A 13,708-nucleotide genomic window follows, 5' to 3' on the forward strand; every position below is an offset into this window, starting at 1 on the left:
GGTCAGGAAACATGGATTGGGTAAATATTCTTTTCTGGATCTTCGCCAGCGTGGCCGGTGCCGCGGCCCTGGCGGTGATCAGCGTGCGCAACCCGGTGTATTCGGTGTTGTTCCTCATCCTGACCTTCTTCTCGGTGGCCTGTACCTGGTTGCTGGTAGGCGCTGAGTTCCTCGGCGTGACCCTGGTGCTGGTCTACGTGGGTGCGGTGATGGTGCTGTTCCTGTTCGTGGTGATGATGCTGGACATTGACACCAAGAACCTGCGCGAGGGCTGGGTGCGCTACCTGCCGGTCGGCGCGCTGGTTGCGGTGGTGATGCTGGTGCAGATGCTGGCCCTGATCGGGGTCAAGGCCCGTTCGGCCACGCCGTTCCCGGTGGACAATGCCGCAGCCATTGCTGCCGATGAATCCAACATCACCTGGCTGGCACGCAGTCTCTACACCGACTACCTGCTGCCGTTCGAGTTCGCTGCTGTCATCCTGACCGTGGCCGTGGTCGCCGCGGTGATGCTGACCCTGCGTCGCCGTACTGGCGTCAAGAGCCAGAACCCAAGCCGGCAGACCATGGTCAAGGCCCGCGATCGCATGCGCATGGTCAAGATGGCGGTTGAAACCCCGGAAGTGCATACCGCACGCAAGCCGCTGGATGCACAGGAGGGTGGGCAATGATCACGTTGGGACACATGCTCGGCCTGGGTGCAGTGCTGTTCTGCATCTCGCTGGCCGGTATCTTCCTTAACCGGAAGAACATCATCGTTCTGTTGATGTCCATCGAGCTGATGCTGTTGTCGGTGAACATCAATTTCGTTGGGTTCTCACGAGAGCTGGGCGACACGGGCGGTCAACTGTTCGTGTTCTTCATCCTGACCGTGGCTGCTGCCGAAGCGGCTATTGGTCTGGCAATCCTGGTAACCCTGTTCCGTACTCGCCGCAGCATCAATGTGGCCGATGTCGATTCGCTGAAGGGCTGATCCACAGATGGATATCACTCTCTCCAAGAGTCTGTTGATCGCAGTGGTGCTGGCACCACTGTTCGGCAGCATTATTGCCGGCCTGTTCGGTCGCCAGGTCGGGCGCCGCGGTGCGCAGTACGTCACCATCGGTGGCGTGATGCTCAGCTGCGCCCTGTCCATTTACACCTTCTACCAACTGCTGTGGGGCGGTGCGAGCCCGTTCAACGAGAACGTCTACACCTTCTTCCAGGTCGGCAACTATGCCGCCCACGTCGGCTTCATGGTCGACAAGCTGACCGCGATGATGATGGTCGTGGTCACCTTCGTGTCGCTGCTGGTGCACATCTACACCATCGGCTACATGGAAGAAGACCCGGGTTACCAGCGTTTCTTCAGCTACATCTCGCTGTTCACCTTCTCCATGCTCACCCTGGTGATGAGCAACAACTTCCTGCAGCTGTTCTTCGGTTGGGAAGCGGTGGGTCTGGTGTCCTACCTGCTGATCGGTTTCTGGTTCAAGCGCCCGACCGCGGTGTTTGCCAACCTGAAGGCGTTCCTGGTCAACCGCGTTGGTGACTTCGGCTTCCTGCTCGGCATTGCCGGCGTGCTGCTGGCTTTCGGCACCCTGGACTACGGCACCGCCTTCGCCCGTGCAGGTGAGGCTGGTCTCACCCTGGCACAGCTCAAGCATGTGTGGCCGTCGCTGGCCGAGGGCGGCACGATCATGGCGGCGATCGGTGAGTGGTCGCTGATCACCACCATCTGCGTGTGCCTGTTCGTCGGTGCGATGGGCAAGTCGGCCCAGGTGCCGCTGCATGTCTGGCTGCCGGACTCGATGGAAGGCCCGACCCCGATTTCGGCGTTGATCCACGCCGCGACGATGGTGACCGCCGGCATCTTCATGGTCACCCGCATGTCGCCGCTGTTCGAGCTCAGCCCGACCGCACTGGAATTCGTGCTGTTCATCGGTGCGACCACCGCCTTCTTCACCGGCCTGATCGGCATCGTGCAGAGCGACATCAAGCGCGTGGTGGCCTACTCGACGCTGTCGCAGCTGGGCTACATGACCGTCGCGCTGGGTGTGTCGGCCTATTCGGCAGCCGTGTTCCACCTGATGACCCACGCCTTCTTCAAGGCCCTGCTGTTCCTGGGTGCCGGCTCGGTGATCATCGGCATGCACCATGAGCAGAACATGTTCAAGATGGGCGGCCTGCGCAAGTACATGCCGCTGACCTTCATCGGCATGTGGATCGGTACCCTGGCCCTGGTCGGTACGCCGTTCTTCTCCGGCTTCTACTCCAAGGACACCATCATCGAGGCTGCGGCGCTCAATGCCCACGCCGATGGCGCTTCCTGGGTGGCCACCTACGGCTACTGGGCCGTGCTGGGCGGCGTGATCGTCACCTCGTTCTACAGCTTCCGCCTGTTGTTCCTGACCTTCTACGGCAAGGAGCGTTTCCGCGACAACCAGCACGACGACCATGGCCATGACGCCCAGCACGACGACCACGGTCATCATGGCGCGCATGAGCCGCACGAGTCGCCGTGGGTTGTGACCCTGCCGCTGATGCTGTTGGCGATCCCGTCGATCTTCATCGGTTTCTTCACCGCCGGTCCGATGTTGTTCGGTACCGACTGGCAGGGCCATGCGCCGGCATCGCTGATTCCGGGCCAGGTCATGGGCTTCTTCACCGGTATCGTCGACTTCGCCGATCCGGCCCGCGACACCGTGGCCAAGGTCGGTGCCGAGTTCTGGCACGGTGCGGTCAACTACGCCATTCACGGCATGATGATGCCGGCCTTCTGGTTGACCCTGGCAGGCTTTGCGCTGGCCTGGGTGATGTATATCGCCAAGCCGGAGCTGGCCACCGCCGCGCGCAAGACCTTCGCCCCGGTGGTTTCCCTGCTGGAAAACAAGTACGGCTTTGACAAGCTGTGGATCGATGGTTTCGCCGGCGGCAGCATCAAGCTGGGCAAGGCTTCCCGTGCCGTGGACACCGGTCTGGTCGATGGCGTGATGGTCAATGGCTCGGCCAAGCTGGTCGAACTGTTCTCCAACCTGCTGCGCCGTACCCAGTCCGGCTACCTGTACCACTACGCGTTCGCGATGATCATCGGCCTGATTGCCCTGCTGGGCCTGCTGATGCATTACTGGCGCTGACAAGATGGAAATGACTGACGTGTCCAATTGGCCCCTTCTCAGTGTCCTCATCTGGCTGCCGATCATTGGCGGCGGCCTGATCCTTGCCCTGCGCAATGCCCAGGCGGCGCGCTGGGCCTCGATCGGCGTTGCCGCGCTGACCTTCGTGCTCAGCCTCGGCCTGCTCACCGGCTTTGATGCTGCCAACCCGGGCCTGCAGTTCATTGAACAGCGTGCCTGGATCCCGGCCTTCGACATCGGCTACAACCTGGGGGTGGATGGCATCGCCATCGCTCTGGTGCTGCTGACCACCTTGGTCGGCCTGCTCGCCCTGATCGGTGCCTGGGGTGTGATCAGCAAGCGGGTCAACCAGTACGTGGCCGCCTTCCTGATCCTGGAAGGCGTGACCGTGGGCATCTTCGCGGCAACTGACGCGATGCTGTTCTACGTGTTCTTCGAGGCCATGCTGATCCCAATGTTCCTGATCATCGGTGTCTGGGGCGGCCCGCGTCGCATCTACGCGGCGATGAAGTTCTTCCTGTACACCTTCCTCGGCTCGGTGCTGATGCTGGTGGCCCTGGTCTACCTGTACATCAAGGGTGGCAGCTTCCAGCTGGCCGATCTGTATGCGTTGCCGCTGAGCGCACAGGAACAGACCTGGATCTTCTTTGCCTTCCTGATCGCCTTCGCGGTCAAGGTGCCGATGTTCCCTGTGCACACCTGGCTGCCGGATGCGCACGTGGAGGCTCCGACTGCCGGTTCGGTGATCCTGGCCGCCATCGCGCTGAAGATCGGTGGTTACGGCTTCCTGCGCTTCAACCTGCCGATCGTTCCGGATGCTTCGCAGGAATGGGCATGGCTGGTGATTGCACTGTCGCTGATCGCCGTGGTTTACATCGGCCTGGTCGCCCTGGTCCAGGACGACATGAAAAAGCTGGTGGCGTATTCCTCGATCGCGCACATGGGCTTTGTCACCCTGGGCATCTTCATCGTGCTGCACCTTGTGCGTGAGGGCGGCAACCTGGATGCGGCCCGTCTGGCGCTGCAGGGTGCGATGGTGCAGATGATCAGCCACGGTTTTGTTTCCGGCGCGATGTTCACCTGTATCGGCGTCCTGTATGACCGCATGCATACCCGCCGCATTGCCGATTACGGCGGTGTGGCCAATGTGATGCCGTGGTTTGCCGTGTTCGCGATGCTGTTCTACATGGCCAACTCGGGCCTGCCCGGTACCAGTGGTTTCGTCGGCGAGTTCATGATTGTGCTGGCCAGCTTCCAGTACAACCCGCTGGTTGCGTTTGTGGCGGCAACCACGCTGATCGTCAGCGCCGGCTACACGCTGTGGCTGTACAAGCGCATCTTCTTCGGTGAAGTGGCCAACAGCCATGTTGCCGAGCTGAAGGACATCAACGGACGTGAATGGCTGGTATTGGGTGTGTTCGCTTTCTTCACGCTGGCCGTGGGCCTGTATCCGAAGCCGTTGACTGACCTGATGGAGCCGTCCATCGCTCAGCTGGCGATGCAGATTGCCACCAGCAAGCTGCCTTGATCGGCCCGACAAGTGAATTGATTTCAGGATTTGATGATGACAACGCCGACCCTACCGCCGATGTCCGTTGCTGATCTGGCGCCGCTCGCTCCCGAGCTGGTGTTGATTGGTGGCGCCTTCGCTTTGATGATCGCTGACCTGTTCATCAGCAACCGCAACAAGGTGTGGACCCACTTGCTGTCGGTGCTGGTGCTGGCCGCGGTCCTGTTCATGCTCGCCACCGGTGTGGGCGGGCAGGGCGAGGTGCTCAACGGCATGTTCGTCCGTGATACCGCTGCCGACGTGATGAAGGTGGTGATCGTGCTGGTCACCGGGATGACCCTGGTCTACGGCTTCAGCTACCTGCGCGAGCGCAACCTGTTCCAGGGCGAGATCGCGGTGCTGATCCTGTTTGCCACGGCCGGCATGATGGTGCTGGTCTCGGCCGGCAACCTGCTGATGGTCTATCTGGGGCTGGAACTGCTGGCGCTGTCGTCCTATGCGCTGGTGGCCTCCAACCGCGAAAATGGCCTGGCCTCCGAGGCAGCGATGAAGTACTTCATCCTCGGTTCGCTGGCCTCGGGTCTGCTGCTCTATGGCATGTCGCTGATCTACGGCGCCACCGGTACGCTGGATCTGTCTGATCTCAGTGCCGCCATTGCCACCTCCGAGGAGGGCGTGCTGCTGTTGACCGGCGCGGTGTTCATGATTGCCGGTGTGGCCTTCAAGCTGGGTGCAGCGCCGTTCCACATGTGGCTGCCTGACGTTTACCAGGGCGCGCCGGCACCGATTGCGATGTTCATCAGCTCGGCGCCCAAGCTGGCGGCGTTCGGCATGGCCTACCGCCTGCTCGAGCAGGGCGTGGGTCCGCTGGCCGAACAGCTGCAGCTGATGCTGGCGGTACTGGCGGCACTGTCGCTGGTGATCGGCAACCTGATGGCCCTGGCGCAGAGCAACCTCAAGCGCATGCTGGCCTTCTCCACCGTCTCGCACATCGGTTTCCTGCTGATGGGCATTGCCGGTGGTGGCCAGGATGGCTATGCCGCGGCGATGTTCTACGGCATTACCTATGCGCTGATGTCCACCGCGGCTTTCGGCGCGATCATCGTGCTCTCGCGCAAGGGCTTCGAGGCCGAATCGATCGACGATTTCAAGGGGCTGAATGCGCGCAACCCATGGCTGGCTGGCCTGGTGCTGTGCATCATGGCCTCCCTGGCCGGTGTGCCGCCGTTGCTGGGCTTCTTCTCCAAGATGTTCGTGCTCAGTGCCGCGGTCAACGGTGGTCTGCTGTGGCTGGCCATCCTTGGCGTGATTGCTTCGGTAGTGGGTGCGTTCTACTACCTGCGCGTGATCAAGGTCATGTACTTTGACGAGCCGGTCGGCGAAGCGCCGCCTGCCAATGACGACCGGGTGGTCGGCATCCTGCTCGGAGTCAATGCACTGGCCTTGCTGGTACTGGCAGTGGCCTTCAACCCGATCATGGCATGGTGTCAGCAGGCCTTTGCCCATCTGGCGTGATTTAGGGCTTCCCTGAAGCGTTAAGTTGGTGTAATATCCTCCCCACAGTAAACGCAGGGTGTCGTTGTCAAGCGCATCCTGCGCCACATCCGGAAACGGGGTGGCAAGCAACATCGGCCTGCCAGGGCTGGGATTGCTTGGGATTCATCGGTCAGTGCTTGCGCTCCGGGTGGTCCGTTGAGAGATTCTGTTGCGGGGTGGAGCAGTCTGGCAGCTCGTCGGGCTCATAACCCGAAGGTCGCAGGTTCAAATCCTGCCCCCGCTACCAGGTCCAAGTGACGGCAGGTTCAAGTGGTTGCCTGTTGCTCACTGACAAGTTCTGTTGCGGGGTGGAGCAGTCTGGCAGCTCGTCGGGCTCATAACCCGAAGGTCGCAGGTTCAAATCCTGCCCCCGCTACCAGCTTGATGTTGTGGCAAGGCTTGAGTTTTTCTCTTTCCTGTCGCATCATGTGCAACTTCTGTTGCGGGATGGAGCAGTCTGGCAGCTCGTCGGGCTCATAACCCGAAGGTCGCAGGTTCAAATCCTGCTCCCGCTACCAGTTGACAACGCATTTCCATGCGCGGTCATGCTGGGCTCCAAGGGTCTGTGCCCTTGATACCGGAATCCAGTATTACCGGAGTTGTACCGGATAAGGGCCCAGAGGGCCCTTTTTCGTTTTCTGGCGCCGGCAGGTCACCTGCGTGGCGCCTCTACCAAGAATTATCAAGGCAAGCCGTGAGCGACAAGGCAACTGAAATCGCCAACCTGCTGGCTCCCACCGTACAGGCGCTGGAGCTGGAACTGCTGGGCGTGGAATACCTGACTGCACCGGGCGGCGCGACCCTGCGGCTGTACATCGATGTGCCGCAGTCGCTGCTGGAGAAGCGCGGTGAAGTGGATATTGATGACTGTGAGCGCGTGAGTCGTGAGGTGTCGGCGCAGCTGGATGTTGAAGACCCGATCAGCGTCAACTACACCCTGGAAGTGTCCTCGCCAGGGTTGGACCGGCCGTTGTTCACCCTGCAGCACTACCAGCGTCACCAGGGCGAGTCGGCCAAGGTCACGTTGAAGCTGGCCAGCAATGGTCGTCGCCGTTTGCAGGGTGAAATCCTGTCTGTCGATGAACAGCGCAACGAAGTGACCTTCGGCGTGGACAACGCACCGTTTGTGGTCAGTTTCGATAACATCGACAAAGCCCGCATCATTCCGGACTGGGCCGCTCTGGGCCTGGCTCCATCCAAGCCGAAGGGCCCGGCGCCGAAAAACGCCGACAAGGCCACCAAGAAACCATCCAACCAGTCGGCGGCCAAGAAGCCGCGCGCGGAGTAAGCCAACAATGAGCAAGGAACTTTTGCTGGTCGTGGATGCGGTCGCCAATGAAAAAGGTGTGCCGCGTGAAGTGATTTTTGATGCCATCGAAGCTGCGCTGGCTTCGGCGGCCAAGAAGCGCTATCCCGACCAGGACGTGCTGGCGCGAGTGACCATCGACCACAAGGATGGCAGCTATCAGACCTTCCGCCGCTGGGAAGTGGTGGCCGACGATGTCGTGATGGAGTCGCCGGATCGTCAGATCCGCCTGATGGACGCCATTGAGGAGTCCGAAGGCGCGCAGGTCGGCGACTACATCGAAGAGCCGATCGACAACCCCGATTTCGGCCGTATCGCCGCCCAGGCTGCCAAGCAGGTGATCGTGCAGCGGGTGCGCGAAGCCGAGCGCCAGCAGGTGGTGGATGCCTGGATCGACCGTGTTGGCGAGCTGATCACCGGTGTGGTCAAGCGTGTTGAACGCGGCAATGTGTATGTTGACCTGGGTGGCAATGCCGAGGGCTTCATTGCCAAGGACAAGGGCATCCCGCGCGACGTGCTGCGTGCCGGTGACCGCGTCCGCGGCTACCTGGCCGAAGTGCGTTCCGAGCCGCGTGGCCCGCAGCTGTTCATCAGCCGTGCCGCACCGGAATTCATGATCGAGCTGTTCAAGCTGGAAGTGCCGGAAGTGGGCCAGGGGCTGGTCGAGATCAAGGCCTGTGCCCGTGATCCGGGTGACCGCGCCAAGATTGCCGTGCTCACCAATGACCCGCGTACCGATCCGATCGGTGCCTGCATCGGCATGCGTGGTTCGCGTGTGCAGGCGGTATCCAACGAGCTCAATGGCGAGCGCGTGGATATCGTGCTGTGGAACGAGAACCCGGCAAACTTCGTCATCAACGCGATGGCGCCGGCCGAAGTGCAGTCGATCATCGTCGATGAAGACCGTCATTCGATGGACCTGGCGGTGGCCGAGGATCGTCTGGCCCAGGCAATCGGCAAGGGTGGGCAGAACGTGCGCCTGGCCAGCCGTCTGACTGGCTGGCAGCTCAACGTGATGACCTCCGAACAGGTCCAGGCCAAGAGCGAGGCCGAGCAGGCCACTGCCCGTCAGCTGTTCATGGACAAGCTGGAAGTGGACGAGGAAATTGCCGCCATCCTGGTGGGCGAGGGCTTCGGCACGGTGGAGGAAGTGGCCTATGTCCCGGTCGGCGAACTGCTGGCAGTGGACGGCTTTGATGAGGACATCGTTGAAGAGCTGCGTGCACGTGCACGTGATGCCCTGCTCAATGATGCCCTTGCGGTGGAAGAGGCTGATGACGCGCCGGCAGCGGACTTGCTGGCTGTCGAAGGCATGGATGAGGCGACTGCCTTTGCCCTTGCGGCAAACGGTATTCGCACCAGTGAGGACCTGTCGGACCTGGCGGCCGACGAGATCCTCGAATTTGGCATCGAGGGCATGGACCAGGAGCGCGCCGCGGCGCTGATCCTGGCCGCTCGTGCCGAGGAGATCGCCCGCCTGGAGCGCGGCCAATGAGCCAGCGATGACCCCGCCCCTGGTCCGCCCAGGGCGTAGAATTCGCGCCCCTCTCCGCTAGTGTGAGGGGGGCGCAAGAACGATCATAGGATCTCAATGTCGCAGCAAACTACCATCCGCAAGCTAGCCGAACTGGTCAATACGCCAGTGGACACCTTGCTTGAGCAGCTGGCCAACGCCGGCATGAAATTCAGTGGCCCTGACCAGGTGGTGACATCCGCCGAGAAGGTCAAGCTGCTGGGTTTCCTGCGCCGCAGCCATGGCAAGACCGAAGAAGCGCCCAGCGCTGATGCCGGTGCTGCCAAGAAGATTACCCTGGCGCGCCGCAAGGTCCAGGAAGTCACCGTGGACAGCAACAAGGGCGGCCGTGGCAAGACCACCGTCAATGTGGAAGTCCGCCAGAAGCGCAGCATCCCCAGGAGCCCGGGGGGCAGCGCCAAGATGACCCCGGCCGAAGAGCGCGCCGACATCCTGCGCAAGCTGGAAGAATCGCGTCAGCGTAATCTGGAAGAGCAGCGCATGCTGGCCGAGAAGGACCGCATGCGTGACGAGGCGCGTGAGCGCGAGCGTGCTGAAGCCGAAGCGGCCAGGCAGCGGGTGGAAGACGAAAAGCGTGCTGCCCAGGCGGCTGCCGAAGAGGCTGCGCGTGCGCCGGCCCCTGTGTCGGCGCCGGCACCTGCTCTGGCGGCCAGTCGCGAGGCCTCGCCGCCGGCACGTGCCGCACGTCCGTCGGCACCTGCTCCGGCAGCTGCCCCGGCCCGCAAGCCTGCCGGCGGTGCTGCCGGTGCCGATGACCGCAACCGTTCCGGGCGCGGTGGTCGTGACGATGCCGGCAGTCGCTTTGGCGGCCAGCTGCATCTGTCGGCCGCTGACCGCAACCGTCGCGGCCCCTCCAGCAATGCGCCGGGCCGTGGTCGCCCGGGTGCCAAGGGCCCGGCCGGACGTCGTGGTTTTGACAACCGCAGCAGCAACAACAGCAATAGTGGTCCGCACGGCTTCGAGCGCCCGACCGCGCCGGTGGTGCGTGAGGTTGCCATTGGTGAAACCATCACCGTGGCCGACCTGGCACAGAAGCTGGCCCTGAAGGGCGGCGAAGTGGTCAAGGCGCTGTTCAAGATGGGCGTGATGGCGACCATCAACCAGTCCATCGACCATGACACCGCTGCGCTGGTTACCGAAGAGCTGGGCCACAAGGCGGTACGTGCTTCCAGTGACGATGCCGAAGACGCATTGCTGGCGCTGGTGGATACCGACCAGGGCGAAGCCACGCCGCGTCCGCCGGTGGTGACCATCATGGGCCACGTCGACCATGGCAAGACCTCGCTGCTGGATTACATCCGCCGCACCAAGATCGCCACCGGCGAAGCCGGCGGCATTACCCAGCACATCGGCGCCTACCATGTGCAGACGCCGAAGGGCGTGATCAGCTTCCTCGATACCCCGGGCCACGCCGCGTTTACCTCGATGCGTGCCCGTGGTGCCAAGCTCACCGACGTGGTCGTGATCGTGGTAGCCGCCGATGACGGTGTGATGCCGCAGACCAAGGAGGCGATCCAGCACGCCCGTGCGGCCAACGCGCCGATCGTGGTGGCCATCAACAAGATCGACAAGTCTTCGGCTGACCCGATGCGGGTCAAGAGCGAGCTGCTCACCGAGCAGGTCGTGGCCGAGGAGTTCGGTGGCGACGTACAGATGATCGAGATCTCGGCCAAGACCGGCCAGGGTATCGATGACCTGCTCGATGCGATCAGCCTGCAGGCCGAAGTGCTGGAATTGAAGGCCGTGACCGAAGGCCGTGCCTCGGGTGTGGTCATCGAGTCCTCGCTGGACAAGGGCCGTGGTCCGGTGGCTACCGTGCTGGTCCAGGCCGGTACCCTGAAGAAGGGTGACTACCTGGTCTGTGGCGTGCAGTACGGCCGTGTGCGTGCCCTGTTCGATGAAACTGGTGCACAGCCCGATGAGGCTGGCCCGTCGATTCCGGTCCAGGTGCTGGGTCTGTCCGGCGTGCCCGATGCCGGCGATGACTTCGTCGTGGTCGAGGACGAGCGCCTGGCCAAGGAAGTGGCGCAGCAGCGTGAGATCAAGCGCCGTGAGTCGCGTCTGGTGGCTTCGGCCGGCAGCCGCATGGAAGACATCATGGCGCAGCTGGGCAAGGGTGAAGGCCAGCAGGTGTTGAACCTGGTGATCAAGGCCGACGTGCAGGGTTCGGTGCAGGCACTGAGCCAGGCGCTGGTGGCCCTGTCCAATGAGGAAATCCGCATCGACGTGATCCGCTCCGGCGTCGGTGGCATTACCGAGTCGGACGCCAATTCGGCCGTTGCTGCCAAGGCGACGGTGATCGGCTTCAATGTGCGTGCCGATGCGGCTGCGCGCAAGATCATCGAATCCAACGGTGTTGACCTGCGCTACTTCTCGATCATCTATGACGTGATCGACCAGGTGAAGCAGGTGGCCTCCGGTCTGCTGGGTGTGGAGATCCGCGAGGAAATCATCGGTATCGCCCAGGTCCGCGACGTGTTCCGTTCCTCCAAGTTCGGCGCGGTTGCCGGCTGCATGGTCATCGAGGGCGTGGTCAAGCGTTCCAAGCCGATCCGCGTGCTGCGTGATTCGGTGGTGGTGTTCGAGGGTGAGCTGGAATCGCTGCGTCGCTTCAAGGAGAACGTCGATGAAGTCCGCAACGGCACCGAATGCGGTATCGGCGTGAAGGCTTACAACGACGTCAAGCCGGGTGATCAGATCGAGTGCTTCGAGCGTATCGAAGTCGCCCGCAAGCTGTAACGTATGCGCCAGGCCCGGGATACCCGGGCCTGGACAGGATTGACGGAGGCATCTATGCCGAAAAGTTTTCACCGTACCGACCGCGTGGCTGCCCAGCTGCGCCGTGAACTGGGTACCCTCGTGCACGACGCCGTACGCGAAACCGGCTTGCCGTCGGTCAGCGTCTCGGATGTGGAAATCAGCCGTGACCTGGCCCATGCCAAGGTGTTTGTCACCGCGCTGATGCCCGAACGTTCGGAAGAGGCGGTCAAGGGGTTGCGTGCGATGGCGCGCGAAATCCGCATGGAGCTGGCCCGGGCCATGAAGCTGCGGCATGTGCCGGAGCTGCATTTCCATTACGACCAGTCGCTGGATCACGGCGAGCGTATCTACAACCTGTTGCGTGACCTGCCTGAGTTGCAGGGTGATCAGCCGGCTGCCGATGACGGCGCTGAAGACGAAGAAAATCCGTCGCGCTGATCTGCGAGCTGGCCGCAAGGGCCTGTCATCGACCACGGGCGGCTGTCAGGCCGTCCGTATTTTTTTGTGTATCAGCCATGCGTGAAAAGATTACCTTCCGCCGTCTGGACGGCATCCTGCTGCTGGACAAGCCACAGGGATTGAGTTCCAACAACGCGCTGCAGGTGGCCCGGCGCCTGTTGCGTGCCGAAAAGGGCGGCCACACCGGTGCGCTGGATCCGCTGGCCACCGGCCTGTTGCCACTGTGCTTTGGCGAAGCCACCAAGATCGCCGGCCTGTTGCTGGGCTCGGCCAAGGCCTACGAGGCGGAAGTTGCCCTGGGCAGCACCACCGATACCGACGATGCCGATGGCCAGGTGCTGCGTACCCGCCCGGTGCCGGCGCTGGAGCGGTCACAGGTCGAACAGGCATTGCGCGGTTTCATCGGCTTGATCGAGCAGCGGGCGCCGATCTACTCGGCACTCAAGCAGGGCGGCGAGCCGCTGTATGTCAAGGCACGTCGTGGCGATGACATCCAGGCGCCGGTACGCCAGGTGCAGGTGGAGGCGATCGAGCTGCTGTCGCTGGACGGTGATCGCCTGCGCCTGCGCATTGTCTGCGGCTCGGGCACCTACATCCGTTCGATCGCGCGGGATTTGGGCGAGGTACTCGGCTGCGGCGCGCACATCACCGCGCTGCGCCGGCTCTGGGTTACGCCATTTGATGCCCCGAAGATGTACAGCCTGGAACAACTGCGCGAGATCCTGGCGCAGGGCGGCGAGGCGGCGCTGGAGGCATGCCTGCTGCCGGTGGGGCAGGGGCTGGCCCATTTTGCACGGATCGACCTGGATGACAGCCAGGCCCAGCGTTTCAACCTGGGCCAGCGCCTGCGCAACCCGGATTGGGCCGCGGGGTTGAATGCCGTGTTTGACCCGTCCGGGCGTGCAATCGGTCTGGGGCAGGTCGATGCCGAAGGGCTGCTGGCATCGCAGCGTCGCTTCAATGGCTGAATGACTTCGCTGCAGTGCATCAGCTGCCTTGTCGCTGACTCCGGCTGCCAGTACAATTTGGCGGCCTTGTTGGCTCCATGCCGACCGGGTCAATCCCATCCAAACCGGCGGGCATGTGTGGTTGCGTCAACAAGGACGCTTCTGCCGGCCTCGCATCTTTAGAGAAGCAATCATGTCGATCGACACCCAGAAGGTCATTGAAGAAAACAAGCGCAGCGCTGCCGACACCGGTTCGCCGGAAGTGCAGGTTGCCTTGTTGACTGCTCGCATCGAGCAGCTGACCGAACACTTCAAGGTCCACAAGAAGGATCACCACAGCCGTCGTGGCCTGCTGCAGCTGGTCAACCGTCGCCGCAGCCTGCTGGACTACCTGAAGTCCAAGGAAATCGGTCGCTACAAGGCTCTGATCGAAAAGCTCGGCCTGCGCCGTTAATCAGTTTCCCACCGCGGCGCAGCGATGCGCCGCGGTTTGTTTTTGGCTGTAGCTGTTCTGTACAAGTGCCGGATCCTCCCGGCAAACCG

11 protein-coding genes and 3 tRNA genes are annotated in these 13,708 nt (G+C 62.5%); all 14 read left to right on the top strand.

Annotated elements, in window-relative coordinates; genetic code table 11:
* The first annotated feature begins 11 nt into the window (after positions 1-11).
* The 14 genes from ABB25_RS03695 to rpsO all read left to right on the top strand — a co-directional run bounded on the left by ABB25_RS03695 (position 12) and on the right by rpsO (position 13,619).
* On the top strand, positions 12-668 hold the full coding sequence (locus ABB25_RS03695; protein ID WP_057663888.1) for an NADH-quinone oxidoreductase subunit J: 657 nt from the start codon (positions 12-14) through the stop codon (positions 666-668).
* Positions 665-970, top strand: coding sequence for an NADH-quinone oxidoreductase subunit NuoK (nuoK, locus tag ABB25_RS03700; protein ID WP_057663891.1), 306 nt, complete (start codon positions 665-667; stop codon positions 968-970). The genes ABB25_RS03695 and nuoK overlap by 4 nt, the downstream gene beginning before the upstream one ends.
* 7 nt (positions 971-977) lie before the next feature.
* Positions 978-3,113: an NADH-quinone oxidoreductase subunit L gene (nuoL, locus tag ABB25_RS03705; RefSeq protein WP_057663894.1), complete on the top strand. Its 2,136-nt coding sequence runs from the start codon at positions 978-980 to the stop codon at positions 3,111-3,113.
* Positions 3,114-3,132: 19 nt separating this feature from the next.
* Complete coding sequence (locus ABB25_RS03710) at positions 3,133-4,641, top strand: NADH-quinone oxidoreductase subunit M (RefSeq protein ID WP_057664458.1); 1,509 nt, start codon at positions 3,133-3,135, stop codon at positions 4,639-4,641.
* Positions 4,642-4,677: 36 nt separating this feature from the next.
* Complete coding sequence (nuoN, locus tag ABB25_RS03715; RefSeq protein WP_057664459.1) at positions 4,678-6,138, top strand: NADH-quinone oxidoreductase subunit NuoN; 1,461 nt, start codon at positions 4,678-4,680, stop codon at positions 6,136-6,138.
* Positions 6,139-6,329: 191 nt separating this feature from the next.
* A tRNA-Met gene (locus tag ABB25_RS03720) sits at positions 6,330-6,406 on the top strand.
* A gap of 55 nt (positions 6,407-6,461) precedes the next feature.
* A tRNA-Met gene (locus ABB25_RS03725) sits at positions 6,462-6,538 on the top strand.
* 62 nt (positions 6,539-6,600) lie between these two features.
* Positions 6,601-6,677, top strand: a tRNA-Met gene (locus ABB25_RS03730).
* Between the two features lie 176 nt (positions 6,678-6,853).
* Positions 6,854-7,447, top strand: coding sequence for a ribosome maturation factor RimP (rimP, locus tag ABB25_RS03735; protein WP_057663897.1), 594 nt, complete (start codon positions 6,854-6,856; stop codon positions 7,445-7,447).
* A gap of 7 nt (positions 7,448-7,454) precedes the next feature.
* Positions 7,455-8,960, top strand: coding sequence for a transcription termination factor NusA (gene nusA / locus ABB25_RS03740; protein WP_057663900.1), 1,506 nt, complete (start codon positions 7,455-7,457; stop codon positions 8,958-8,960).
* 96 nt (positions 8,961-9,056) lie between these two features.
* Complete coding sequence (gene infB / locus ABB25_RS03745; RefSeq protein WP_057663903.1) at positions 9,057-11,738, top strand: translation initiation factor IF-2; 2,682 nt, start codon at positions 9,057-9,059, stop codon at positions 11,736-11,738.
* Positions 11,739-11,792: 54 nt separating this feature from the next.
* Positions 11,793-12,197, top strand: a complete 405-nt coding sequence (rbfA, locus tag ABB25_RS03750) for a 30S ribosome-binding factor RbfA (RefSeq protein WP_057663905.1) — start codon at positions 11,793-11,795, stop codon at positions 12,195-12,197.
* A 77-nt stretch (positions 12,198-12,274) separates the two neighbouring features.
* A complete protein-coding gene (gene truB / locus ABB25_RS03755; protein ID WP_057663909.1) occupies positions 12,275-13,186 on the top strand; it encodes a tRNA pseudouridine(55) synthase TruB in 912 nt (303 codons plus the stop codon).
* A 172-nt stretch (positions 13,187-13,358) separates the two neighbouring features.
* Positions 13,359-13,619: a 30S ribosomal protein S15 gene (gene rpsO, locus ABB25_RS03760; RefSeq protein ID WP_057663912.1), complete on the top strand. Its 261-nt coding sequence runs from the start codon at positions 13,359-13,361 to the stop codon at positions 13,617-13,619.
* The last annotated feature ends 89 nt before the right edge of the window (positions 13,620-13,708 follow it).

Source organism: Stenotrophomonas koreensis, from assembly GCF_001431525.1.
GTDB classification, from domain to species: Bacteria; Pseudomonadota; Gammaproteobacteria; order Xanthomonadales; family Xanthomonadaceae; genus Stenotrophomonas; species Stenotrophomonas koreensis.

Bases quoted from the DNA above. Each gene is read 5' to 3' on its own strand.
- truB (WP_057663909.1), top strand. From the start codon at position 12,275: ATGCGTGAAAAGATTACCTTCCGCCGTCTGGACGGCATCCTGCTGCTG.
- nuoL (WP_057663894.1), top strand. From the start codon at position 978: ATGGATATCACTCTCTCCAAGAGTCTGTTGATCGCAGTGGTGCTGGCA.
- infB (WP_057663903.1), top strand. From the start codon at position 9,057: ATGTCGCAGCAAACTACCATCCGCAAGCTAGCCGAACTGGTCAATACG.
- ABB25_RS03695 (WP_057663888.1), top strand. From the start codon at position 12: ATGGATTGGGTAAATATTCTTTTCTGGATCTTCGCCAGCGTGGCCGGT.
- nuoK (WP_057663891.1), top strand. From the start codon at position 665: ATGATCACGTTGGGACACATGCTCGGCCTGGGTGCAGTGCTGTTCTGC.
- nuoN (WP_057664459.1), top strand. From the start codon at position 4,678: ATGACAACGCCGACCCTACCGCCGATGTCCGTTGCTGATCTGGCGCCG.
- nusA (WP_057663900.1), top strand. From the start codon at position 7,455: ATGAGCAAGGAACTTTTGCTGGTCGTGGATGCGGTCGCCAATGAAAAA.
- rbfA (WP_057663905.1), top strand. From the start codon at position 11,793: ATGCCGAAAAGTTTTCACCGTACCGACCGCGTGGCTGCCCAGCTGCGC.
- rpsO (WP_057663912.1), top strand. From the start codon at position 13,359: ATGTCGATCGACACCCAGAAGGTCATTGAAGAAAACAAGCGCAGCGCT.